General features: G+C 58.3%; 16 protein-coding genes. All 16 read right to left on the minus strand.

Features of this window, described 5'->3' with window-relative positions:
- Positions 1 to 46 precede the first annotated feature (46 nt).
- The gene (locus V9K67_RS14240; protein WP_336723542.1) at positions 47 to 1,720 is read right to left on the minus strand and encodes an NADPH-dependent assimilatory sulfite reductase hemoprotein subunit; all 1,674 of its coding nucleotides are present in this window, start codon (positions 1,718 to 1,720) and stop codon (positions 47 to 49) included.
- A 97-nt stretch (positions 1,721 to 1,817) separates the two neighbouring features.
- Positions 1,818 to 3,509: a diflavin oxidoreductase gene (locus tag V9K67_RS14245; protein ID WP_336723544.1), complete on the minus strand. Its 1,692-nt coding sequence runs from the start codon at positions 3,507 to 3,509 to the stop codon at positions 1,818 to 1,820.
- 130 nt (positions 3,510 to 3,639) lie between these two features.
- Entirely contained in the window at positions 3,640 to 4,533 is an 894-nt protein-coding gene (locus V9K67_RS14250; RefSeq protein WP_336723545.1) for a LysR family transcriptional regulator, read from the minus strand.
- 64 nt (positions 4,534 to 4,597) lie between these two features.
- Positions 4,598 to 5,098: a GNAT family N-acetyltransferase gene (locus V9K67_RS14255; protein ID WP_336723547.1), complete on the minus strand. Its 501-nt coding sequence runs from the start codon at positions 5,096 to 5,098 to the stop codon at positions 4,598 to 4,600.
- 9 nt (positions 5,099 to 5,107) lie between these two features.
- Positions 5,108 to 5,632 carry a GNAT family N-acetyltransferase gene (locus tag V9K67_RS14260; protein ID WP_336723548.1) on the minus strand — a complete coding sequence of 175 codons (525 nt, stop codon included), beginning with the start codon at positions 5,630 to 5,632 and terminating at the stop codon, positions 5,108 to 5,110.
- A 95-nt stretch (positions 5,633 to 5,727) separates the two neighbouring features.
- Positions 5,728 to 6,672: an alpha/beta fold hydrolase gene (locus V9K67_RS14265; RefSeq protein WP_336723549.1), complete on the minus strand. Its 945-nt coding sequence runs from the start codon at positions 6,670 to 6,672 to the stop codon at positions 5,728 to 5,730.
- A 112-nt stretch (positions 6,673 to 6,784) separates the two neighbouring features.
- Positions 6,785 to 7,510: a hypothetical protein gene (locus tag V9K67_RS14270; RefSeq protein WP_336723550.1), complete on the minus strand. Its 726-nt coding sequence runs from the start codon at positions 7,508 to 7,510 to the stop codon at positions 6,785 to 6,787.
- A 183-nt stretch (positions 7,511 to 7,693) separates the two neighbouring features.
- The gene (locus V9K67_RS14275) at positions 7,694 to 8,545 is read right to left on the minus strand and encodes a chromate resistance protein ChrB domain-containing protein (RefSeq protein WP_336723551.1); all 852 of its coding nucleotides are present in this window, start codon (positions 8,543 to 8,545) and stop codon (positions 7,694 to 7,696) included.
- Between the two features lie 433 nt (positions 8,546 to 8,978).
- Positions 8,979 to 10,037 (minus strand): DUF2652 domain-containing protein, encoded by a 1,059-nt coding sequence (locus V9K67_RS14280; RefSeq protein WP_336723553.1) that lies wholly within the window; start codon positions 10,035 to 10,037, stop codon positions 8,979 to 8,981.
- 133 nt (positions 10,038 to 10,170) lie between these two features.
- On the minus strand, positions 10,171 to 12,756 hold the full coding sequence (locus tag V9K67_RS14285) for a TonB-dependent receptor domain-containing protein (protein ID WP_336723555.1): 2,586 nt from the start codon (positions 12,754 to 12,756) through the stop codon (positions 10,171 to 10,173).
- A 103-nt stretch (positions 12,757 to 12,859) separates the two neighbouring features.
- Positions 12,860 to 13,240 carry an HYC_CC_PP family protein gene (locus tag V9K67_RS14290; protein WP_336723556.1) on the minus strand — a complete coding sequence of 127 codons (381 nt, stop codon included), beginning with the start codon at positions 13,238 to 13,240 and terminating at the stop codon, positions 12,860 to 12,862.
- Positions 13,241 to 13,347: 107 nt separating this feature from the next.
- Positions 13,348 to 15,336, minus strand: coding sequence for a RagB/SusD family nutrient uptake outer membrane protein (locus tag V9K67_RS14295; RefSeq protein ID WP_336723558.1), 1,989 nt, complete (start codon positions 15,334 to 15,336; stop codon positions 13,348 to 13,350).
- Between the two features lie 36 nt (positions 15,337 to 15,372).
- On the minus strand, positions 15,373 to 18,621 hold the full coding sequence (locus V9K67_RS14300; protein ID WP_336723559.1) for a SusC/RagA family TonB-linked outer membrane protein: 3,249 nt from the start codon (positions 18,619 to 18,621) through the stop codon (positions 15,373 to 15,375).
- Positions 18,622 to 19,035: 414 nt separating this feature from the next.
- Positions 19,036 to 20,100: a glycoside hydrolase family protein gene (locus V9K67_RS14305; protein ID WP_336723560.1), complete on the minus strand. Its 1,065-nt coding sequence runs from the start codon at positions 20,098 to 20,100 to the stop codon at positions 19,036 to 19,038.
- 81 nt (positions 20,101 to 20,181) lie between these two features.
- On the minus strand, positions 20,182 to 21,687 hold the full coding sequence (locus tag V9K67_RS14310; RefSeq protein ID WP_336723561.1) for a RagB/SusD family nutrient uptake outer membrane protein: 1,506 nt from the start codon (positions 21,685 to 21,687) through the stop codon (positions 20,182 to 20,184).
- A gap of 27 nt (positions 21,688 to 21,714) precedes the next feature.
- A complete protein-coding gene (locus V9K67_RS14315) occupies positions 21,715 to 24,960 on the minus strand; it encodes a SusC/RagA family TonB-linked outer membrane protein (RefSeq protein WP_336723562.1) in 3,246 nt (1,081 codons plus the stop codon).
- Positions 24,961 to 25,294: the final 334 nt, after the last annotated feature.

The raw sequence follows: 25,294 nt of genomic DNA on the forward strand, positions 1-25,294 counted from the left end.
TGCAGCCCGGCGTTCTTTTTCCGTGCCCCCTTGCGGGGAACATCTTTTAATTAAAATAGTTGCGGTTCAGGAAGTCGCCCAGGGTTTCGCCTTCGGTCCGGCCGGTTTTGAAGGCGGCAAAGAAGCCGTCCAGCTCCGTGAGGATCTGCTCTTCGTTCAGGCTTTCCTTGTACAGGCGGTTGAGGCGCTGACCCAGGCGGTCGCCCCCGATCTGAAGGTTGTATTTGCCCAGGGCCGTTCCCACGAAGCCGATCTCGGCGGCAAAGGGACGGGCGCAGCCATTGGGGCAGCCGGTCATGCGGATAATCACCTCCTCGTCCTGCAGGCCGTGTTTTTCCAGCAGAGGCTCCATTTTAGAGATCAGCGTGGGCAGGTAGCGCTGCGATTCGGCCAGGGCCAGGGCGCAGGTATTGAGGGCCACGCAGGCGATGGCGTTGCCACGCACCACGGAGGCTTTTTGGGTATGCTCGACCAGGCCGTAGCGTTCCAGGATCTCCTGTACAGCATCCTTGTCCTCGGGACGGATATCGGCCAGGGTCAGGTTCTGGTTGCAGGTAAAGCGGAAGGCCGCCTTGCCTGTTTGGGCCACTTCCAGCAGGGCCGACTTCAGGGCGATCTTTTCGTCGTCGAGCACGCGGCCGTTCTCTACGAACAGGGTGTAGTACCACAGTCCCGAAGCGCTTTGCTCCCAGCCGTAGTCGTCCTTGCGCTGGGTGAAGGCGAAGGGCTTTTCCGCTTCCAGGGCGAAGCCGCACCGGCGTTCCAGCTCTTCACGCCACCACTGTACGCCCAGGCGGTCGACGGTGTATTTGAGGCGGGCCAGCTTGCGGTCGGCGCGGTTGCCGTAGTCGCGCTGGATGGTCAGCACTTCGTAAACGGCTTTCAGCACTTTCTCGCGGTCGTTTTCCACGAAGCCCAGGATAGAGGCCAGGCGGGGATAGTGGTCGGGGTTGCCGTGGGTGGCCGACATACCGCCACCGACGGCGATGTTGAAGCCTTTCAGCTGTCCTTCCTCCACGATGGCGATCAGGCCGAGGTCGTTGGTAAACAGGTCCACGTCGTTGTGCGGCGGGATGGCCAGGCCGATCTTGAACTTGCGGGGCATGTAGCGGTCCTGGTACAGGTCGTCGGCTTCCTCCTGCTTGTCGGCCAGCTTGTCGGCGTCCAGCCAGATCTCGTAATAGCCATTGGTCTTGGGCATCAGGCGGTCGCTGATCTCTTTGGCGTAGCCGAACACTTCTGCGTGTACGGGTGACTGTTTGGGGTGCGCCGTGGCGCAGACGTTGCGGTTGATGTCGCCGCAGGTGGCCAGGGTGGTCAGCTGCGCCTCGTTAAAGGCCTGCAGGGTGGGTTTTACCTTAGATTTGAGGATGCCGTGCAGCTGGATGGTCTGGCGGGTAGTGATCTTGATAACGCCGGTGGAGTGTTCGCCGGCGATGTGGTGCAGGGCCACCCACTGTTCGGGGGTCATGTAGCCGCCGGCCAGGCGCAGGCGGATCATGAAGGAATACAGGCGCTCGAGCTTTTTGGCGGCCCGCTCTTCGCGGCGGTCACGGTCGTCCTGCAGGTACATGCCGTGAAAGCGTACCAGGCCGTGGTCGTCTTCGTTGATGTTGCCGGTGATTTCGTTTTCCAGGCTTTCCACCAGGGTGCCTCTCAGGCCGTCGCTGGCCATCTTAATGCGTTCGAATGCAGATAATGCAGGAGTTGTTGTTGACATATATAAGCCTCCCCCGCCTCCCCGCCAGGCGGGGAGAATTGGGGAACATTCTAATTATTTGAAAATAGTTTTATTCTAAGAGCTTAATGAACCGGACCTAATAAACATCCTTCAGGTAGCGGCCGTCTTCTTTCAGCTGGGCCACGTACTGGGCGGCGGCATCGGCGGATTTGTTGCCGTACTGCTGCACAATTTGCAACAGGGTGGCTTCCACGTCCACGCTCATGGGCTCTTTGGCGCCGCAAACGTATACGGAAGCGCCGCTGCTGATCCAGTTGTACAGCTCCTCGCCGTACTGCAGCATTTTGTGCTGTACGTACACTTTCTCTTTCTGGTCGCGGGAGAAAGCCACGTTCAGTTTGGTCAGCACGCCGGTCTGCACCCAGTTCTGCAGCTCGGTCTGGTACAGGAAGTCGGTCACGAAGTGCTGGTCACCGAAGAACAGCCAGTTGCGGCCCGGGGCGCCGGTGGCGTCGCGATGCGCCAGGAAGGAGCGGAAGGGGGCGATGCCGGTGCCGGGACCGATCATGATCACGTCCTTTTCGTCGGCCGGCAGGCGGAACTGGTTGTTTTTATGGATGTAGAAGTCAAAGGTCGTTTCCTCATCCAGGGCCGACAGGTAGTCGGAGCACAGGCCGTGCTTCACCTCGCCGTTCACCTTGAAGGTGTCGCGGGCCACGGTCACGTGCACCTCGCCGCTGTGGGCTTCGGGCGAAGAGGAAATGCTGTACAGCCGGGGAGCGATGGGCTCCAGCAACTCGATCACGTCCTCGAACTGGCCGGCCTCTTTCAGCGGGTAAATTTTCAGCAGGTCCAGCAGGCCGATCTTGGTGGCCGGGATGTCCTGGGCGGTCAGGGCGGCGTACTTGGCCACTACCCGTTCCGGCAGGTACACGATGTTCAGCTTCTTTTTCAGCAGGGTGTACAGGGTCTGCTCTTCGTTCTTATAGTCGATCTTTTTGGCGCCGTCCAGGCCGGTATATTCCAGGATAGCGGCCACCAGGGTGGCAGGGTTTTCCGGAATCACGCCCAGGGCGTCGCCAGGCAGGTAGTCGATGTCGTCGGCGGCGATCTCGATATGGTGGGTCTCTTTTTTCGAGCCGCGGTCGTTGAGGTTCACGTTGGCCAGGATGGTGCCGGCATAGGTTTTCTTGCCGGTGGACTTTTTCACCACGGTGGCGGGGGCAGCGCTGGCGCCGCCGGAGCTGAGCTGCTCCAGCACGCCTTCAAACCAGGCCGTGGCCTCGGCTTCGAAGTCGGTATCGCATTTCACCAGGGTGGCGATGCGCTCGCCGCCCAGCTTTTGCAGCTGGCTGTCCACGTCTTCACCGGCCTTGCAAAACAGCGGGTAGGACGTATCGCCCAGGGCCAGCACGCCGAATTTCAGCTTTTCCAGCTTCAGGGAGCCGGAATGGATGTGGTCGTAGAACTTCTTGGCGCCGGCCGGGGGTTCACCCTCGCCCTGCGTGCTGATGACGGTGAAGAAGTATTCCTCCTTCGACAGGTCGCTCAGGCGGTATTGTTCCAGGCTTACCAGCTTGGCGTTGATGCCGCTCTTTTTAGCCTTGGCCGCAAAGTCGGTAGCCAGCTTTTTGGCGTTGCCGGTCTCGGTGCCGTAGGTGATGGTAATCTTGTTGACCGCGCTCTTTGCCGGTGTGGCGGGCTGTTGCCCTCCCGGGCCGCCGGCAGAAACCACGCCTGCTACATAGCCGTTCAGCCAGATCAGTTCTTCTTTCGTAAAAGTGGCGACCACCTCTTCTACCAGCTTCATTTTAAGCGATGCTAACATAATGCGTTTTGCTTTTGTGTCGTGAATCGTGAACTCGTAAACTCGTAAACAAGTAAACTCGTAAACTTATATACTACGCAAAGGTGCATCGGGCAGGGGCGGGAAAGAAATTGTATCTAATTATGGGTTATTACTTTAAGTTATACTGGAGGGCAAAGCGCATAAACGATTGGGCCAGCTGTTCGGCGCCGCCCTGCCGTTCAATAAAGTAGAAGAACCGTTCGATGGCGAGGCCTTTGACGTCAAGGATGCGGAAGGAATTGTTGGACAGCTCGGTAAACACGGAGTGGACGGACAGGAAGGCCATGCATTCGGAATTGCGCAGGTAGGTTTTGATGGCTTCTGTAGAGCCCAGCTCCATTTCGATGGTGAGCTGCGAAAAGTTCAGGCCGTGGGGCTTGAGGGCATGGGCGATCACGTCGAGGGTGCCGGAGCCGGCTTCCCGCACCAGCAGCGGCACTTTTTTCAGCTCGGCCAGCGTCAGGTAGGGCTTTTTAGCCCAGGGGTGGGTAGCGGCGCACACCAGCACGATCTCGTCCTTCACATATTCGGAATACCTAATGCCCTTGTTTTTGGAGGCACCTTCGATGATGCCCAGGTCGATGTCATGGTGGAGCAGGGCGTTTTCGATCTGCTCGGTATTGCCGTTCATCAGCCGCACTTCCACGTCGCGGTACTTTTTGTGGAATTCCGCCAGGGCAAAGGGGATAACGTACTGGCTGATGGTGGAGGAGGCGCCCAGGTGGAGCTGGCCTTTCTGGTTGTTGGAAAACGCGCTCATGTCGAACTCGAGGTTGCGGTAGAGGCCCAGGAGCTGGTCGGTGTATTGGAGCAGCACCTGTCCCTGCTTGGTCAGCTCGATCTTGTTGCCCTTCCGGTCGAACAGGGGCACCTTGAAGTATTGCTCCAGTTCCTGGATGTGCTTGGTAACGGCAGGCTGGGTAATGAACAGGTCGGCGGCAGCCTTGGTAAAGCTCAGCCGCTTGGCAACCGTATAAAACACTTTCAGGCGAAAATCGAACATGCCGCAAAGGTACTGGTTGCAGTAAAGACCGGACAGATTTTGAAAACCTGTCCGATTCGGTGACCTACAGCTGCTTCAACATCCAGATGTCGCAGCTGAAATGGCCGGAGTCGCCCATGGGACCCGGCAGGGGCTCAAAGCCCAGTTTGCGGTACAGGCCGACGGCGGTGCTGAATTCCGGGATGCTTTCCAGATACACCTGCGTATAGCCCAGGGCCCTGGCCGCTGCCAGGCACTGCTCCAGCAATTGGCGGCCGGTGCCCTTTCCACGGGCGGGGGCAGCCAGGTAAAATTTTACAAACTCGCAGCAGCCTTCGGGTAGGCCGGCGGTCGGGTAAATGCCCCCGCAGCCGGCGGGCTCCCCTCTCACCTCCACCACCTTCAGCTCCGAACCCGGGGCCTGGAACAGGGTATACAGGTCGTCGGTGGAGGCATCGGAATAAACCGTGCCCTGCCTGGGGGCGCCGAATTCCTCGATGACGCCGCGGATGATGGCCGCCAGCGGGGCGTTGTCTTCTTTTTTGATGCTGCGTATCGTCACTTCACTCATGTTCGCTGCTTTCATTTTCTTTTATCAGGGTTCCAGGTCCAGGCGCATGACCTTCATGTTGCGGTATTCGTCCTTAAAACCTTCAAAGGGAAGGGTTTCGGTGGCGATGGTGCGGAAGCCCATTTTTTCGTAAAACCGTACCGAGGGACTGCTGTCCATGGATTTGAGCCAGAGGGTTTCCGCCTTTCCGTTCCGGGCCAGCTGCACCACTTCCTTCATGGCGTGCCCGCCGATCCCCTTGTTGGTGGCGGCTTTCAGCAGGTAGATCCGTTCCAGCTCCCATGCCTTTTCGGTGGGGCTGCCGTCAACGGATTTGCCCGTATTGGTTTTCACGAAGCCGATGGGGGTGCCCTGGCTGCAGACAAAATAGAAGGCGGAGCACGGCTGCTCCAGCTGCCGTTCGAGGCTGGGCCGGGCAAAGCTTTTTTCCATGTACCAGAGGGCGTAGCGCTCCTCCGTCCACAAGTACATATAGTGCTCCCGGTACGACTGCAGGGCCAGCTGCATCAGTTGGGAAATATCGTCGCGACCACATTGCCTTAATTCCACCACCGCATAATTATTTTAAAAGCGCCCGGGGCGCCGTTCGGAAAAGGACGCAAATTACCCGTTTTCCACTTTTTATTTTTTGCAGCCGGCAAACTTTAACGGCTTTGCCGGGAGGGCGTTCCGCTGCTGTACCGGAGCAGGAAGGGACGTACGGCATCGTAAAGTTCCTTATTGTGCTCCAGGTAGAGGGCATGGCCGCCCGGGATATAGGTTACCTGCCGGTGCGGGAACAGCATCAGTCGGGGATGGTCCGGGCCGATGGCATAGTCGCGGGTGCCGCTGATGATCAGCACGGGAATATTGATGCTTTCGGTCTGGAGGCTATGGCTTTGGAGGTATTCGGGAAAACGCCAGACGTTTTGCCCCATCTCAAAATTCCGGGGACCGCTGTTCATGACGGCATCATCCAGCTCCTGGCTTTCGCGGCGGTCGAACTGGAGAGCGTAGCGCTTGCCCTTGTCGTTCAGGTGCCAGAAGGCGTTGCCGAAGCGGTCGGTCAGCGGCACCGAGTCGTTCAGCAAGTAGGCTACTTCAGCTGGTTTCAGTTCGGGCAGCAGCTCGATGGTCTTGCGGATGACGCTGGCGGCCGAGGCGGGCAGGCTGACGGTGCAGTTGAGGTACACCATAGCCCGGATAGCCTCCGGGTGGCGGGCAGCGTATTCGGTGGCAAGCAGCCCGCCAAAGGAATGGGGCATCAGGATCCATTGCCCTATACCGAGGGCCTGGCGTACCTCTTCGAAGTCGCGTACCAGGCGGGCCGGCGAGTAGTCCTTGTTGCGGGTAGTGTCGCTGCGGCCGCAGCCGCGCTGGTCGAGGTAGATCAGCTGCACGTCCTTTTCAAACACCCTTCCGCCCTCTTTTTCGAAATACGTGGAGTTGGAGCCGGGCCCTCCGTGAAGAAACAGCACCGGCACTCCCTTGCCGGAACGCTTGACAAACAGCCGGACGGAATCGGAAGTGGTGACAAAGAGGGAATCGGCCTGGGCATGGGCAACGGCCGACAGGGCATACAGCAGCAACAGCAAAAAATATTTTTTCATAACAGGCAAACGGATAGCGTCCTTTAAGGTAGGCTATAAAAATAGAATAAACGGCAGTTTCCCGCACCGCCGCTTATCCAGGCCCATGGCCGCGTATCCCTTTGACCGGGAATTATAAGAGAAAACGAAAACCGATACCCAGGGTGCTCAGGCTGCGGCCATTGGTCAGGCTTGAAGTGAAGGTTGCATGGCTGCGTTCCAGTTGTATAACGCTGCCCGCCTTCGCTGCTCCTTTCGTTTTGAAATAATCCAGTGACACCAAGCCTGGCAGGCTGAGTTCCACCTGCAGCCACCGGTTCAACGTGTAGGCCAGGCCAGGTTCCAGGGAGAGGGAAGCGCCCCAGGTTTTTTCTTTTTGATCGTCCTGTGTGCCCCAACTGGAAAGTTTTCTAAAATACCCTTCCCCCGCTGCCTGGGTAAAAAAGGAAAAGTTCCGGCCCAAATCTTTATACGGCCGGAAAAATACACCGGTGCTGTAGCCGCGCATTTTGGTACCGGAGGTATCCTCGGTGTTCCGGCCCGGGTAGCCGTTGGTAATCCCATTGCGGCCCAGTAAAATCCCGGCAACTACATTTGGCCGGATCGCCTTGCCCACGGACAGGTCAATTTCGCTGCCTTTGCTGTTGATGCTTGGCGTGCCATTCGTGGACGTTCTCTGACTGCCGAAGGAAAGATTTGCGCCCAGCAGGATACGGCCTTTATCAACCTGGGCATACAGCAGCGAGGAACTGAAAAGGAGCAGGAAAAGGGGAAGAATTCTTTTCATAATCAAGGTGTTTTGGATGAGGAATCCATAAAGTAAACTCCAAACCCTGTTAACAAATACCAAAAACAACACCCCTGCAGGCGCTATTTTCGTGGTAGCAGGAAATACCCTTACGAACAAAAAATGCCCGGAAGCGGGAGCTTCCAGGCTGTAAAAAATACAAGTGTACGAGCTGGTGAGCGGGCGGCACTACCGGGCCCGCTACCAGGAGCAAGAACAGGATCCCCATTTTGAGTTCGGCGTGCAGGAAAGGAATTAACCTAGGGTACCGTTTTTACCTTTCAGCTGATTTTTTTTATACTGCGAGGGGCTCTGGCCCATATGCTGCTTGAAGATGCGGGTAAAATGGCTCTGGTCCGAAAAGCCCGTCAGGTAGGCGATCTCGGTGAGGGAGTACTGCGGCGACTGCAACAGCTCCAGGGCCTTTTCGATCCGCTGCTTGCGGATATATTCTCCAAAACTCAGGTTGTCGAAATAGCGCGAGAATTCCCGCGACAGGTAGGCGGGATGGATGTCCAGGTCTTTGGAGATCTCTTTCAGCGTCAGGCTGGTATCGATCTGGTCCTGGATCATGTCCTTTAGTTCCTGCACCCAGGCGGGGGTTTTGGCGGTGGGTTTTTCGCTGAGGTATTTATGGAAGACCTCCAGCAACAATTGCTCGGTGGGATGCTCCGTATGCCGCACCTGCTGGAGGTGTTTGGCCCAGCTGTACAAGGCATCGTACAGCACCATCCCCCTTTCCAGCAGCTCCGCGTCATCCTTGATGTTGTAGCCCAGGCCCGCCGAGATGGCCCAGAGGCCGGAGGCCTGGGGGGCCAGGTCGTGGCGGTCGGTATCGGCGCCCCTTACGACCAGGGCCAGCGTCCGCAGGGCGGGATCGGTCAGGCGGTATTTTTCCAAAAAATAGTCGAAGGTGCAGCGGTCCTCATAGTGGGTGAACTCCACGCCGGGCACGTCAAAGGGAATAGCGCCTGTTTCTTCGGCCCTGCGGAGCACGTCGGCAAAGGGAACATACATAATCTCCGCCTCCGGGTCGATAAACCGCCGGATAAGCCAGGGGCAGGCCAGCCGGTCGATCTTGGGCCGCTCGCGGGTAATCCATTTCATGCGTGCAAGATACTTCCTCCGCAACAACAACGTCTCTATGTTTTACCACTCCTCCCCTATGAACTTAGTGTCAGGACACATCTTTTGCTGAGGAGGGAAGGCTTCCCTAAAGCCGGAGAAGCCCGCAGGGCTTCACTGTGAATAGCCCCGGGTGAAACCCGGGGTCAGCAGTAGTTCATTACCTCAACCCTGAATTGGGTTGCATGTGTCCTGTTCGATTTATAGAAGGTTTCACCCCGAAAAGTCCTTCGAAATTCCTTCCATATCCCGGACTGTTTGTATGTTGAAGGTCCCACAATCAACCCCGTTGGGGTTGAGGTAATGAACTACTGCTGACCCCGGGTTTCACCCGGGGCTATTCACAGTGAAGCCCTGCGGGCTTCTATTTACCGCCCGCAGCAAGAAAAAAGTTCTGACGTTGGCCCTTAGGAACTTACAGGACCTCCGGCAGCAGGGCGGCCAGGCGCTCCAGCGACCGGCGCCAGGAGGCTTCAGCCTTTGTTTGCCCCACCAGCCGGAACAGGAACTGCCGCAGGGCGTTTTTGGGATGGTATACTTCCACGGTCAGCTTGGACCGGGCGGGGCCACCCTGTTCCAAGGTAAAGCAGAGCACGTTTTGATTGCGGTCGTCCGTTTCGCAGAAGGCGATCCGGTCGGGCTGGTAGGCGTAGCTGCTGGAATAATACCCCACTTCCCCGTCGGCCAGGATATAGCGGCAGCGCATGCCCACCCGTGGCAGCAGGTGCTCCACCTCCTCCACCCGCTGCACCCCTTCCACCCAGCGGTGGCGGTAGCGGAAGTCGCCCGTGGCATGGAACAGGGTGATCAGGTCCGTATCGTACTCGCGGCTCAGCGTCAGCACTTTTGCTTTTTGGTCCAGGTCGGTCTGGGGCAGCGGCTCGGGCGGAAGCTCGTCTTTGAGCGGGCCCAGCTGGGTGTACCGGAAGGGGATCTCGCCGCTTTCGGTTTGCCTACTGCTGCTGTTCCACTGCATCCAGCGGGCGAAGGCCGGGGGCGGGTCGTGCAGCAGGCTGTCGGTGACCAGCCAGTATTCGTGCTGCTCGATATCGTTTTTGAGGAGCTGGTGGGCGACGATCACGTCCTTGCCGATCAGCTTATGGAACTGCCGGACGCTGTAGCCGGTGAACTCGCCGTAATGGCAAATAACCTTCAGGGTCAGGTCGACGGCGGCCCTGCAGGCGGCGCACTGACAGTATTTGCGGCGCTCATAGGCCACGAGGCTGCGGTGAAAGGCGATAAACATTTTCTCCACCTGCCGGTATAGTTCCTGCAGGGAGGGTTCGGCGCCGAAGCGGTAAAACAGGATGGCGTCCCCTTCCACCTCCGACACTTCCAGGCCCAGGTCGTTGGCATTCATCAGCACCTCCAGCAACTCCTGGATGACGAGGCGGCTGTGCTCGATCTCCGCTTCGGTCACAAACCGGGTAAAGCCACTGATATCGGGAATGAATAACAGCCCTCGGTTTTCCATTTTTCCTTTAAAGGTACCACCCCGGTGAGGAATTGGTTAATTGGTTAATTGGGAGGGGCCACCTGGAGTGGGCATTAACAAGACCTGACAGAATGCTCCATGTCCAATTCCCAATTAACCAATTAACCAATTCCTACTTCAGCGTATACCGGAAACCCGCATACACCTGGCGGCCGGCAACGGGCCCCCAGACCAGCGAGGCGTCGAAATAGGGACCGAAGGGATCGCCGGCCGCGATGATGGAGTTCTTTTGCAGGTAATTGGTCAGGTTCTCCCCGCCGATGTAGGCGTCAAACCGCTTTTGCTTGCCCAGGGTTTTGCTCACCTGCGCATTCATCAGCACATAGGAAGGAGACTGGGACACCATGCGATAAGCTTCGGGATTGGCGGCCGTGGATGGGATCCGCTTGGGGCCGATGTAGTTTATAGTATAGTCGAACTTCCAGCCCTTCAGGTCGTAGGCCAGGTTGGCAAAGGCCCGGTTGCGGGCGGTCAGCGCCTTCTGCAGCAGCTCGCCGCTGTAGGTGGTCTTCACGTCAAACAGGCGGTAGGCCAGCCGCACGTCGAAGTGCTCCAGGGGCGTGGCGTTCAGCTCGGCCTGGAAGCTGTTGGAATACGACTTTCCCTCCAGGTTGTAGAATTTCACCTGGCGGGGGTCTTCGAGGTCCACCACCACCTGGTCGGAAAAATCGTTGCGGTAATAATCCAGGACGAGAGTCGCATTGCGGCCCAGCAGCTTGAAGCGCTGATCGATACTAATGCCTTTATTCCAAGACACTTCGGGATTCAGGCCATAAGCCTTATCCATGCCCGAAGGCAGGATATTTACCCGGCGGGCGCTCACCAGCACGCCGCTGTTCTCGGCAAAGATGTTGGCGGTCCGCTGACCCCGGCCCATGCCCACCCGCAGGGTGGTGTTTTCCAGGAACTGGTAGCGCAGGTTCAGCCGCGGGGTGGCGAAAAAGCCAAACAGGCTGTTGTGGTCGCCGCGCAGGCCGGCCACCAGGGTCAGCTTTTGAACGGGACTATAGGTGTATTCGAAAAAGGCGCCCGGCACCACTTCGGTACGGCGGTAGTCCGTAGCGCTCAGCGCCTCGTTGTAGCGGTCGTACACGAAGCTCAGGCCGGTCTTGAACTTGTGGGCGTCGGTGCCGATGATCGATTGGTAAATCAGGTTGGAATAAAAGTTCTGCTGTTGGGCATTATAGACCGTTTGGCCGAAATAGGATTCCTGGTTGTGATCGAAGGCCGAGAGCTGCAGGCCGATGCTTTTGTATTTTTTCCGGGGGAACACGTAGCCGATCTTTCCAAAACCCTCGTACCGGCGGGTGTCGAAGCCCAGGCCGTAGTGGTGGTCCGACAGCCGGTGCTGATCCGGATTGAAGTCCATCATGCCGCCCACCTTGTTATCGAGCAGCACTTTGAAGCCGAACTGCGAGGTCAGGCCGTTGGTGCCGGCATACTGCCAGCGGTTGCTGCCGCTGAACAGGTTGCCCGTGGGCAGGTCCAGAAAACCGTCGTTGTTGAAGTCGGGCTTCATTTTCAGGTACGCATCGTGCAGCAAAAAGGTAGTGGCCCATTTGGCACCCAGGTGGTGGGTGGAGACCAGGTTCAGGTCGGCCTTGCCCATGCTGTTGGCATAACCGTTCACGTGCAGTTGTTCGGCGGTGGCGGGCTTTTTCAGCTCCACGTTGATCTGGCCGGCAATGCTTTCATAACCGTTCACCACCGAGCCGACCCCCTTGGTCAGCTGGATGGATTCCACCCAAGGGCCGGCAATGGAGTTGAGGCCCTGGGCGGTGGCGAGGCCCCGGGGGCCGGGCAGGTTTTCCACCGTCAGCTGGGTATAAATGCCCGAAAGGCCCAGCAACTGGATCTGCTTCGAGCCGGTAACGGCATCGCTGTACGAGACATCCACCGAAGGGTTGGTCTCAAAACTTTCGCTGAGGTTGCAGCAGGCCGCCTTAAACAGCTCCTTCTGGCTCATGACGGCGGTATGGAAGGGACTGTAGGCGTTCAGGTAGGCGGTGGCCTGTTTGCTCAGCACCTTTACCTCCTGCAGCACCTTTCCCGAGGCCAGGATCACCTTCAGCTCGTGGCGGTCGGCCACCTCCACCGTATCCGGGCGGAAGCCGGCAAAGCTGATGACCAGCCGTCCATCGCCGCCTTCGTGTGCTATCTGGAAAACGCCATCCTTGTCGGAGGAAGTACCCTTACCGGAGCCCAGCCAAACCACGCTGGCGCCCTCCAGCGGGCGAAAGGTTCCCTTGTTGTTTTCTTCCAGCACCACCCCTTTAATGTGGTAGGCGGGCGTGCCGGCGGCCGCCGGCGCCGGGGCCTGTTCAGGAGTATGGTCATGGGCGGGAGCTGCTTCCGTTTCGCGGTACTGGCAGCAGCCGGGAAGATTTTTATAGGTAGCGTCTTTGGCTTTTTCAAGCTCGGTATCGTGGCCGGCAGCCGCAACGCGGGCATGCACTTTGGCCAGGGAGGCCACCGAAGGCTGGAACAGCAGGGACAGCATCCGGGTGTCCGCGTCCCAGGAGGCGCTTTTCACGCCTTTGATTTTGGCCGCTTTTTCAATGCGGTCCTTACACATTTCGCAGTTACCAAATACTTTAAAGGAGACGGTGCTGTCGTTGACAGCGGGTTGCTGGGCCTTCACGGTGGCCAGGAAAAGGGAAACCACCAGCGCCAGGCACAGGCTAAGAATATGTTTCATGTAAATTGTAATTGATTGTTACCGAAGAAAAATGTACAGGCGTACACAGGAGCATAGAACGCTCCGCTCCTTTCACCTTGATGAAAGGAAGAAACGGTAACAATCAAATGCGGTAAACGCAGTTCAGGATGAACAGCGGATAAGGGGGCAGCGGCGGCGGCGCAAAGGTGGTGGGCACCAGGTGCTTGCCTTCGCTGGGACGGGTCAGGGCGAAGCCCGGATAGGAAGGTTTTTCAGCGGCGAAGGTTTTGGCTTCGAAGGCGGCCATATGGGCCACCTTCTGGTCGGCTTTCACCTTCAGGTCCAGCTGCTGGTCGTCGCAGCAGTTCTTCATGGGTTTGGCATGCTTGCCGCACTTTTTCTCCTTGGGCGCCGCGAACTCAATCTTGTCGAGCTTGCCGCAGCAATAGTGCAGGTGCACGGTGGCCCCGGTAGAGGACAGCCCATACACCATCAGGAGCAATATGACCAAAAACCTTTTCATGAATTCGCCACAAATATAATCGGGATTAGTTGTAAAAGAAATGATAAACCTCACCCCCGTCCCCTCTCCATGTGGAGAGGGAACGGGGGTGAGGCTCGGGGGGGAGGCTAATACCCCTGGTTCTGGTAGGCCTTCATATCCTCGGCCGTCATGGCTTTGCCGTTGACGGTTTGCGACAGCATCTGCAGCAGGGGGATCGGCCGCAGCTTGTGGAAGGGCGCGAACGCCGGGCTGATGTCGGCATTGAACTGCTTCGTCCGCTCGTACAGAGTTTCCGTACGCACCAGGTCTTCCCAGCGGTACAGTTCTCCGCACAGCTCCCGGGTCCGCTCGTTCAGGATAAAGTGAATGAAGCGGCTTTCGGTGGTGGAGGCGCTGGCCGGGTACAGCTCGCTGGCCGCACCGGTGGTGAACAGGGCCGCGGTGGCCTGGTTGGCCACTTCGGTATTGTCCAGGTTATTGGGACCGCCCAGGTATTTCCAGATCTGCGGGCTGCGGGCCTCCCCTGCTTTGTAAGCGGCCCGGGTACGCAGCATGTTGACATAGGTCAGCGCATTGGTATAATCACCCTTGCGGCCATAGGCCTCGGCCAGCATCAGGTAGGTTTCCGCCAGGCGGGCCAGCGTGCCGTTACGGATGCCGCGGGCCTCGTTGTTGGTAGTGGTCAGGCGGATGGGGTCGGCAAACTTCCACAGGGCCAGGTACTTGTTGGGCGAGAAATCGGTGGTGACGGCGCCGCCGGCGGTAGCCTGCTTGTTCCGGGCAAAGACCGCGTAATACCGCATTTTGGTGATGTCGGAGGTCAGCAGGGGCCGGTTGGCGGGGTTCACGATAAAGAGGGCCGCGGTATCGCCGAGCATTACCCGCGGCTTGCCCACCAGGCTAGGGTTGGGCGCATCGGCCGCGGTGAACTTCGGAAAGGTTTCATTGGCCGTTACCGCCACGTTGCGGTAATACACCGTCTGGAACGATTTGAAAAAGCGCGAATCATTGATCTTGTCAAAGATGTCCAGGGTATAATCGGTCGGACGCAGCCGGCGGAAGGGCCTGCCGTTATAGAAATCCCGCGTCATGCCCGGGATACCGGCATCGTACTGCGAGGGATAATACAGGTGCGTGGTGTTGTTCAGGCCTGCCAGCGCCAGGTTGGAGCTGAACTGGGCGGCAAAGACGATCTCGTTGCTGGCATTGTTGGCGTCGATGCGGGCCTTGCTGCCGGTGGGCGGCGTGCCGTTCTCGCCCAGGGGCGCGATCTTGCCATCGGGATAGGCCGCATTGAACAGGTTGCCGTAATCCCCTTCCAGGGCATGGCCGCTGTTCTTAATGACCGAATCGGCAAAGACGATGACGCTGTCCATGTCGGTGGCCTTCTTGCCCCGCTGGTCCGCAACGGCACTGCCGCGGGTCAGGTAGGCCTTTGCCAGGAAATGGTAAGCCATGGCCCGGGAAGCCCGGCCCAGGTTGCCGCCGCTCTGGCGCCAGGGAAGCAGGGGACCCGCGCTTTTAAAATCGGAGATGATCAGGTCGTACACCTGGGCCACGGAAGCGCGGGGAAATTCGTACCGCGGCTCGGTGGGCACGGTGGTCACCAGCGGCACGCCGCCGAACTGCTGCACCAGCTGGAAATAATAGAACGCCCGCAGGGCCTTCAGCTCCGCGATGCGCAGGTCTTTCTGTGCCTGCGTAGCCAGCAGCTTGGAGTTGGGATTATCATAAGCCGGGATCAGCTCGAGGCCCTGGTTGCACCGGCGGATGCCCGCGTAATTGTTTGTCCACAGCTCGTTGACAAAGGCGTCGTTCGAGTTGAGGTTGGCGTCGTAGTCGTTGTAGCGGACGTTGTTGAACTGGTCGCCTTCGCGGAATTCGTCCGTACCGAAATTATAGAGCGCATACGCCTGCTCGCCCATAAACTTCCATTGCAGGGGCGCATAGGCCGATTTGACCAGGTCTTCCAGGCCGGCATCGGTTTGATAATATTCCTCGGTCAGCGTGGTCACCGGCTTTTCTTCGATAAACTTTTTACAGGAGGCAACGGAAAGGGAGAGCGAACAAGCGGCTACCCCCGTCCAGATCATATTTTGAATAGACAACTTCATGTGCAGCAATTTTTTTTGAGAAAAACAAAATCAAGATTATAAGTCCAGCTTTACACCCAGCACATAGCTCTTGTAGCTGTAGGAGGTCGGGCCGGTCTGGCTGGTGGTGGAACCGGGGAACTCGCGGTACGGCACCGTTTCGGGATCGTAGTCCGACTGGCGGTGGAACAGCAGGGGGTTCACGGCGCTGATGTAAATACCCATGGTGTTCAGGTGCGCCCGTTGCGTGAGGCTTTTGGGCACGCGGTACGTGAGGGTGATGTTGCGCACCTTGGCATAGGTGGCCTTGGTGTAGGTGAGCGCTTCCCAGCCGAAGGGGATGTCGCTGGTTTGCGTGGGCTGCTGGTAGTCGTTGCTCGGATTGGTAGGGGTCCAGTAATTGACCTTGCTGGACTGGTAGCGGCCCACCAGGCCCGGGCGGGGCAGGCGGTACAGCCCGCCTACGCGGAAGTACACCAGGAAGTTCAGCTCGAAATTCTTGTAGCCGATGGTGTTGCCCACGCTGAGGGTATAGTCGGGGGTGTGGGCGCCCAGCACTACCCTGTCCGCGGGGCTCATGGTGGTATCGCCATTGGTATCGGCCACCCGGATGCGGCCCGGCTGGTAGTTGACATTGCCCTTGTTGCCGGACTTTAACCAGTAGTAGCCTGCCAGGGCGCCTTTGCCGGCGGTGTCGCTGTACTGGAAGATGCCTTCGTCCTTGTAGCCCCAGTATACCTGCAGGGGCTCGCCCAGGATCCAGAGGTTGGCGTAGTCGCTGTTGCCGGTGCCGTTGATGTCCACGATCTTTTCCTTGTTGCGGGTAAAGACCAGGTCGGTGGACCAGCGGAAATCCTCGCGGCTGATATTCTGGGTGTTCAGGGACACCTCGATGCCCTTGTTCTGCACCTTGCCCAGGTTGAAATAGAGGTAGCCTACGCCGTTGGCCGTGGGGATGGACTTGCGCTGCAGCTGGTCCGTCGTGTTGGACTTATATACATCCACCGAGCCGGAGATCCTGCCCTTGAACAGGCCGAATTCGAGTCCTGCGTTGGTGGTGGTGGTTTTCTCCCAGGTCAGGTCGGGCGTTTTGAAGGTGGTGAGGGCCGTGCCGATGGCGGCAGCGCCGTTGCCCCAGTTGTAGTTGGTAAAGCCCAAAGGTCCGCCGGTCTGGTAGGGCGCGATGGAGGCGTTCCCTACGCGGCCGATGCCCATGCGCAGGCGGGCCATGTTGAAGATCCGCTGGTTGCCGAAGAAGCCTTCCTTGTCGATCTGCCAGGCTACGGAGCCGGCAGGGAACCAGGCGCCCTGGTTGCCTTTCGACAGGACCGAGGAGTTATCGTAGCGGTTGCTTACCGTCAGCAGGTATTTGTTCTTAAAACCGTACTCCACGCGGCCCATGTACGACATGTACTGCGCAGCCTGGTAGGTGCCGGTGCCCGTCACCACCGCATCGGTGTTGCGCTGCAGGGAGTACCATTTCTGCGATTCGAAGATGAGGTTGTTGGCCGAAACCGTCAGGGTATCCGCCCGGTTCAGGCTTTGCAGCTCCTGCAGCAGGGTAACGTTCAGGAAGTGGTCGGAGCCGAAGCTGGTATTGTAGGTCAGGATGTTGTCGTACACCCAGGAGGTGGCTTTGGCCACGGTTTGCGAAGCATTGGCCGGGCTGCCCAGGCGAATGGACGACTCGGCGCCGTTGAAGGTGCCGCGGGTGGAATTGCGGATGTCCAGGCCGAACATGGTGCGGTACTTCAGTCCCTTGAACAGGCTGATCTCGCCGGACAGGTTGCCGAATACGCGGTTGGCCAGCGTATTGTCCAGAACGGTATTGCGGTCGTTCACCGCGTTGATGATCTGGGCGTCGGCGTTGGGGAACAGGATATAGTTGCCGGCGGCATCATACGGCTCCACGAAGGGGATCATGCCCAGGGAGTTGCCGTAAGAGGAGGTGCTGGTGTTGGTAATGCTGTGGATAAAGTTGACGGTAGCACCGAAGGTCAGGACCTTGTTGGGCCGGAATTCCGCCGAGGTGCCGGTGGTATAGCGGGTATAGTCCTGTCCGTATTCGATGCCCTTTTGCTTGAAGTAACCGGCGTTGAAGGCGGTTTTGAATTTTTCGGCGCCGGCGGTCACGGAGATGCTGTGGCTGGTGGTGGCGCCGCGGCGCAGGCCTACGTTGTTCGCCCAGTCATAGGATTTGATTTTCGAGGGGTCGTACAGGTCGATGCTGTCCAGTTGCGAGGTCACGCCCAGGTTTTGCAGCAGGGCCCTTTCCTCCGCCGTCGTTGCCCGTTTCTGGGCGATGTAGATGTTATTGGTGGGGTCATACACCCTCCAGGTGTAGGCATCCTTGATGGCATTCCATTGGGCGGTGCTGCCGAAGCGTTCTTTAAACAGGCCCAGGTCGGCCAGGGCCGAAGGGAAATAATAGAGCGGGTTGGCGGCGGTGGCTACGCCCCGGGTGCGGGTATAGCTTTTGTCGGCAAAGAAGGCCTGCCGCCAGGCATCGGCCAGCTCCTGTCCATTAAATACGGGCGCCGGGCGCAGGAGCTCCTCCACGGACTGGAAGCCCTGGTAGTTCACCCCGATTTTGCCGGCCCTGCCTTTGCGCGTGGTGATCTGGATGACGCCGTTGGCGCCGCGTACACCGTAGATGGCGGTGGCGGAGGCATCCTTCAGCACGTCCACCGACTCGATGTCGGCCGGGTTCATGTCGTCGATGGTATAGCTTACCGGGAAGCCGTCCACCACGTAGAGCGGCTCGTTGCTGGCGCTGAGCGAACGGTTGCCCCGCACGCGGATGGAGGAGCCCGTACCCGGGCGGAAGCCGGTGGGGGTCACATCCACGCCGGCGATCCGTCCCTGCAGGGCCTGGGTCAGGTTGGCGGTGGGCACCGAGCGCATTTTTTCGCCCGAGATGGACGCCACCGCGCCGGTAACGTCGCTTTTCTTGCGGGTGCCGTAACCTACCACTACCACCGTTTGCATGGAAGCATCCGAAGCGGCCAGGGTAACGTCTATTTGCGAACGGTTTTCGACATTCACTTTTTTACTGATAAAGCCGACGGAGGAGAACTGCAGGACCGACGTGGCCGAGGGCACGCGGATCTGGTAGGAGCCGTCGGCACCGGTGCGGGTGGCGGTGGCCGCGCCTTCTATCTGGACGGTGACACCATCCAGCGGTTTGTTACTTTCATCGGTGACTTTTCCCGATACGTTTACCTGTGCAAAGGCAAACCCGGAGAACAGCAGTAATAGGCAGAGCATACCTATGCCGTGCACATGAGCAAGTGTTGTTTTTATCATATGTCAAGTTGATTGGAGAATCCTGCTTATATAGAGAACCTATACGTAATCGTTAGCGCTTGGTCGGGCAGTTAGGGGAATGAAAAATACGACAAAAATGAATTTGCGCAGCAATTTGGTTATGATTTCTTTAACACTTTTTCCTCTGCTTAGGCTTCCACAGAAATCAGGAATAATAGAAACGGGAAACGGCAATGATAAAGCTGGTGACAACCCGTGAAGCTGTCATGCCGAACGCAGTGAGGCATCCCCCCGGGACACGAAAAGCCTTTTTCAGATACAGGAAACCCCTCCTGCGAATAGAAGCATCCCTTCGTTTTCGAGGGGATGCCTCACTGTGTTCGGCATGACAGCTTCACGGGTTGTCACCAGGCTTATGATAGCTATATAATATTGTTTACCTAACGCTAACCCCTACCCTATTTTAAATACGAAGGGAGAGGAAGTCATATACTTGCCTCCCTGGGAGGTGGTGAACATGTAGGCGGGCTTGCCGTTGCGGAGCAACAGCTGGGGCCGCTCGAAGCGCCCGTACTTCTTCAGGTGCGGCGGGGCCGGGGGCTGCTGGAGGTACCGGGCGGCGCCGTAATAAGCGATCTTCGGCTCCTTCCAGTGCAGGCCGTCCTTCGACTCCATGAGCAGGCCCACCTCGTGGTTGTACACGCCCATGTCGCGGGCGATCATTTTGAAGCGCCCGTCCTGCCGCCAGACAAAGGCGTCCTCGAACTGGCGGTTCTGGCCTTTTCCGGAGAAGTCGATCACGGGGTTGCCTTCATACTTTTTATACGGACCTTCCAGCCGGTCGGAGACTGCCAGGCCATATTTCCGGTTGCCGCGGATGGCGCCGGTGCCGGTCTCGTAATCCTTCGTGTTCCACGATTTGTAGTACAGCCAGTACTGGCCGTTGGGATGCTTCAGAAAAGCCGGGTTGGTGGTGCAGTGGTCGTCCCAGGCGCCTTCGGGGCCGGCCTCCAGCAGGGGCGCATCGGGCCGCTTCCAGGGTCCGTAGAGCGAGTCGGCGGTGGCCAGGCCGATCCGCTTGGTGTTGGTCTTGCCGTTGGAATTGCCCATGTAAAACAGGCAGTATCGGTCGTCCACCTTTTTGATCAGGGGGTTGTGGCAGGTGGTGGCGTCGAAAAAGCCTTCGCGGGGCGCCAGCACGGTGCCCACCACCTCGTAGGGGCCTTCGGGCCGGTCGGCCACGGCATGGGCGATCTCGCTGCCCCTGATCCAGCCGCCCATCCCCTTTTTGGCATCCCAGCGCGAAAAGAACAGGTGGATCTTCCCGTCGGGGCCTTCAATGGGACTGACGCACCAGACGTAATAGCCTTCCAGCTCCAGCACCCGGCCCACGGGCTTCAGCTTTTTGGCAAAAGGCGATTCGTCGTGGGCAAAAAGCGGGAAGCCTGCCGCCCCAAAGGGCATACAGGCTCCTGCTGAAAGTATCGAAAGCTGGGTGATAAAGTCTCTGCGGTTCATGATGAAAGGAACAAATGAGGGTTTGCGGCAAACAAATATGAGCGCAACTAGATACAATTTACCCTAAGTCACAACTACGGATCAATATCCCTGGTTCTGCTGGTACAGTTGTCCTACGATATCCAATTCGGCCTGGGGAACCGGGTAGATAATGTAGTTCTTGTTAAAAGGCTGCATTTTCTTCTGTACATCCTCTTTGGCGATCCAGGCGGGCATCACGGTTTCCACCAGGCCGCTGCGCACCAGGTCGTGCCAGCGCAAGCCCTCGGCGGCAAATTCCTTCCGTCGTTCTTCCATCAGCTGGGGCAGGGTCACACCGGTGAGCGTGCCGGTCAGGCCGGCGCGGGAGCGCACCTGGTTCACGATGTTGTCTACCTCCGACTGGGTGCCGGGGGCGCCTTTCAGGATGCACTCGGCTTTCAGCATCAGCACGTCGGTATACCGCAGGGCGATAAAGTTGATGGGCCAGTCCAGCCGGTTGGCCGGCGTCTTGGTAATGTCCACGTATTTTTTAAAGAAAGAGTTCGACTCGGTCACCCCCATATTCGTATACCCGGTCTGGATGGAAAAAGCCTTGCGCTGATCATTGGCGGCATAGGAATTGAGCAGGTCGTTGGAAACCGGCCGAATGGTAAGGCCGCCCTGTGTGGGCTTGCTGACCGACTGGAAATAGGTGTCGGGAACCAGCACCCAGGGGAAGGTGGCGCCCACCACGGGGTTCAGGCCCGTGACGTATTCCACGTCGAACACCACTTCACTGTTGTGCTCGTTGGTATAGGAAAAAATATCGCTGTACTTGCCCTGGGTCGCATACTTGCCGCTGCCGATCACTTCGTTCAGCAGGGTCAGGGCGTTGCCCCATTCGTTCACGCCCAGGCCCGGCCCTTCGATGCCGTAGGTAGGGCCCGAACGGGTCATGTGCACGAGGGCCAGGATGCCCTTGGCGCCCCATTTGGTGACGCGGCCTTTGTCGGCGGTCGCATACCCTTCCGGTCCGGGAAGGTTGGCGGCGGCAAAATTCAGGTCGGACAGGATCAGCTCGTATACTTCGGCTACAGGTTTGCGTTCATAGGTCAGCGCTTCGGTAGCATTCACCGGCTGGGTCACCACCGGCACCTTGCCGAACCAGCGTACCAGGTCGAAATAATAAAAGGCTCTCAGGAACTTCGCCTCCGCCTCCAGGCGGGTGCGCAGCACGGCGTCGGTGATCACCTTGGCGCCGTTGGCTTTCAGTTGCTCCAGCAGGATGTTGGCTTTGAAAATGGCGTTGAAATTCGACTGCCAGGCTTCGGTGACATAGGAGTTGCCCGAAATGGACTTTTGAAAGCTGTTGACACCTTCCCATTCGCGCACGCCCCCGTCCGATACGGCGTATAAATTATCCGAGCGGGTTTCCGACAGGTTCATCAACCGGTCGGGATAGGTACGCAGGCCGTTGTACACGGCGCTGGTGGCCTGCAGGAAGTCGAAAGGCGTGGAATAAAAGGTTTCGGTAATAGCGTTGGAGATGGGCTGTTGCTCCAGTTCCTTTTTGCAGGAGGAAACCAGCAGGGCAGCCGCTATAAAGGGAAGAAATACTTTTTTCATGTGGATTACTGATGAGGGAGCGAGGAATTAGAAATTGAAGTTCACACCGAGAATAAGGGTTTTGGGCAGGGGAAGGCCGCCATAGTCGCCGGCTTCGGGATAAAGCGAGCTGCCGCTGACATCGGTATTGGTGGCTTCGGGGTTCAGGCCGCCTTTGTACTTATCAAAACCGAAGTAGTTTTCAGCGGTGGCATAGATGCGGGCACCCGAAAAGGCTTTGCTGTGGAGCACGCGGCCCAGGTCGTAGCCGAGGCTGATGTTGCGCACCCGTACATAGTTCGACGAATAGAGCCAGTCGGTATTGGCAATCTGGCCGAAGGTGGAATAGGCTTTACCCACCGTTCCGGCGCCCGGGTTGTCGGCAGAGCGCCAGCGGTCGCGGAAGAAGCCCAGGGGGTTATCGGAAGCACCCTGTCCGGTACGGCCCAGGGCACGGCCCAGCAGCGAGTAGATGGCGCCGCCCGTTTGTCCCTGCACCAGCACGCTCAGGTCAAAACCTTTGAATTTCACGCTGTTGGTCACGCCCCAAACATAGTCGGGGTTGGGATGGCCCACGATCACCCGGTCGTTGAAGTCGATCACGCCATCATTGTTCACGTCCAGGTACTTCGGATCGCCCACCGTTTGGGTGGTACCGTTGTACAGGGCGGCGCCTTTGGCGATATCGTCCTGGGACAGGATGCCGACCTGGCGGATGACGTAAATGCTGTTCATGGCCTCTCCCACCCGCAGGATGGCGTGCTGGGCGTTGGCGCCGTAGGCCGAAGGCAGGATCAGCTGCTTCTGGCCGCCGGCCAGGGCCACCACCTCGTTGCGGTTATGGCTGAGGTTGGCCGTGGTGGTCCACTGCACTTTTCTGCCGGTGAGGTTGCGGCTGGTCAGTTCCAGTTCCCAGCCCTTGTTGCGCACGCTGCCCGCGTTGCTGAGCATGGTCTGGAAGCCGGTTATAGCGGCCACCGGTATGTTCATCAGCAGGTCAGTGTTGAGCTTATTGTAGTAATCAAAAGAAGCGGTAAAGCGGTTCTTCAAAAAGCCGATGTCCAGGCCGGCATCATAGGTCTTGGACCGTTCCCAGCGGATGTCGGGGTTGACCAGCACGTTGGGGCTTTGGCCGGCGGCGGCGGCGCTGTTGAAGGTATAGTTGAAAAAGCCCAGGGTGGAATACGAGTTGTAGTCGCCGATGTTGTAGTTACCGGCCTCACCCCAGCTGGCCCGCAGCTTCAGGTCGCTGATGACGGGAATGTTTTTCAGGAAGGCTTCCTCGGAAACCCGCCAGCCTACCGAAGCCGAGGGGAAGACACCCCACTTGGTGTTCTGGCCAAAGCGCGACGAGCCGTCGCGGCGGAGGCTGGCCGAGAACAGGTACTTGTTGTCCAGGCTGTACTGCACCCGTCCGAAATAAGACACCAGCACGTTCTTGGTTTCGGTGGTGTTGCCGGTAATGCCCGCGGCATAGTTCAGCGTGGAAATATAGTTGCCGTTGAAGCCGCCGTTGGACGACAGGGTGGAGCGGTCCAGCTTGTCCACGTTGTACGACTGGCCGGCCAGTACGGAGAGGTCGTGAATGTCGTTGAACACCTGGTTGTAGGTAAACAGGTTTTCGTTCACGAAGGTTTTCTTGTTGTAGCCGTTGAACGAGCCCGAAGCCGGCTGGTAAGGGTTGGTCAGCGACTGGCGGGCGCTCAGGGCGCCGGCAACGTAGTAAGGCGTATACGACTTGCCGGTGTTGTCGGTATTATCGATGTTGGCCGTGGTTTTGAACGTCAGGCTTTTGAGGATCTTATATTCGGCAAACAGCGAGGTCAGGGTACGGAAACGCTTGGTTTGGCCGATAATGTTTTCCAGCTTGGCCACCGGGCTGTTGGTGGAAACACTCCACTTGTACTGGCCGTTGTTGAAGGTGTTCATGTACAGGCCCATGGTATCTTCCTGTACCGGGGTGGCGCTGAGGATCTGGTGCAGGATATTGTCCTTGCCTTCCACCCCCGGGTCGTTCATGATGGAATACGTGGGGGTAAGGTTGATGCCCACCTTCAGGTTTTTGGTGGCGTTCACTTCCACGTTGGCGCGGGCGGAAAAGGACTGGTAGTCCATGCCTTTGATCATGCCCTGCTGGCTGTTGTAGTTGCCGGACACATAGTATTTTACCGCGTCGTTGCCCCCGCTGACCGACACCTGGTGGTTTTGCACCAGGCCCTTGCGGAAGGTTTCCTTTTGCCAGTCGATGATGCGCAGGCCGGGATGACCAGGCTGGGCCCAGCGCTCGTCCAGCATATAGGCCGTATTGTAGGCACCCACGGCCAGGTTGGCGGGGGTCAGGCCCGAGCCGGCGGGCGGGTTGTTGAGCAGCTGGCGGCGCTGCTCGTAAGAGTCGGAGGCCTTGGCGCCGTACTTGCCGTAGTCGGCCACGTACTTGGCGTTGATCATTTCGGTGGCCCGATCCATCCACTCCTCACCGGACAGCATGTCCAGCTTGCGGGTGGCTTCGGTAAAGCCGGCAAAGGTATTCAGGCTGATCTTGGCTTTGCCGCTTTTGCCTTTTTTGGTGGTGATCAGCACCACGCCGTTGGAGGCCCGGGAGCCGTAAATGGCCGCGGCGGAGGCGTCTTTGAGCACCTGGATGGATTCAATGTCGTTGGGGTTGATGTTGTCCAGGGGGTTGCCGGTGGCGTAGTTGCCCGCACCGTTGGCGGCCGCCGTGGCCAGCGGGAAACCATCGATCACATAGAGGGGCTCGTTGCCGGCGGTGATGGAACCGGTACCGCGTACCTGGATGCTGAGGCCTTTGGAGGGGTTGCCGCTGGTGGTCTTCACCTGCACGCCGGCCATCTGCCCTACCAGGGCCTGGTCCACGCGGGCCACGGGGCGCTCGTCGAGGTTTTCGGCATTATAGGTAGCCAGGGCGCCGGTGATGTTCTTTTTCTTTTGCGTGCCATAGCCCACCACCACTACTTCGTCCATGCTGCTGGTGGCGGCTTTCAGCGAAACGGCGATGTTGTTGCTGTTGGTCACATCCACCTCCTGGGGGGCATAGCCAACGGAGGTGATGACAAGTTTGCTGCCGGGAACCGCAGTGATGACGTAGGTACCGTCGGGCCGGGTCATGGTTTGCACCTTGGAGCCTTTCACCTGGATGGTGACGCCTGCCATGGGCTGACCGTTGGCATCGGTAATCTTTCCGCGAACTTCGGGGGTTTGGGCATGGCTGATGTAGCTGCCAATTGAAAACAGGGAAACCATGCATAGGTTCCGCCAAGGGGAATTCTTTAGCATATAACAAGCAATAGTTTAAATGAGAGCAATAAAAGTAATGGCCATTAAAGACCGAGCTGTCCTGAACCGTCCTGACCGATACCTGCAGGGCGATTTCGGGATGGTGCAGGATAATGCATCCGGGGCATCCACTACTTTTACGGTGCTGGTCAGGAATTGCCGTATGAAGAAGGGAAATGCCCTGCTTCCCGGCCGCTCCCTGCTCCCGCCCCTTTTCGTATTTCCTATAATTACCGATACTGAATTACTGTCAGCGGCCGCCCGCCCCGAACGATTTTAGCAATGTTAGCAATGAGGCCCGCTGTGTCCACAGGGGCATTTTTTTCCGCCGCCG

Origin of the sequence: Huijunlia imazamoxiresistens (assembly GCF_037132455.1) — a bacterium.
Classification (GTDB): domain Bacteria; phylum Bacteroidota; class Bacteroidia; order Chitinophagales; family Chitinophagaceae; genus Flavisolibacter; species Flavisolibacter imazamoxiresistens.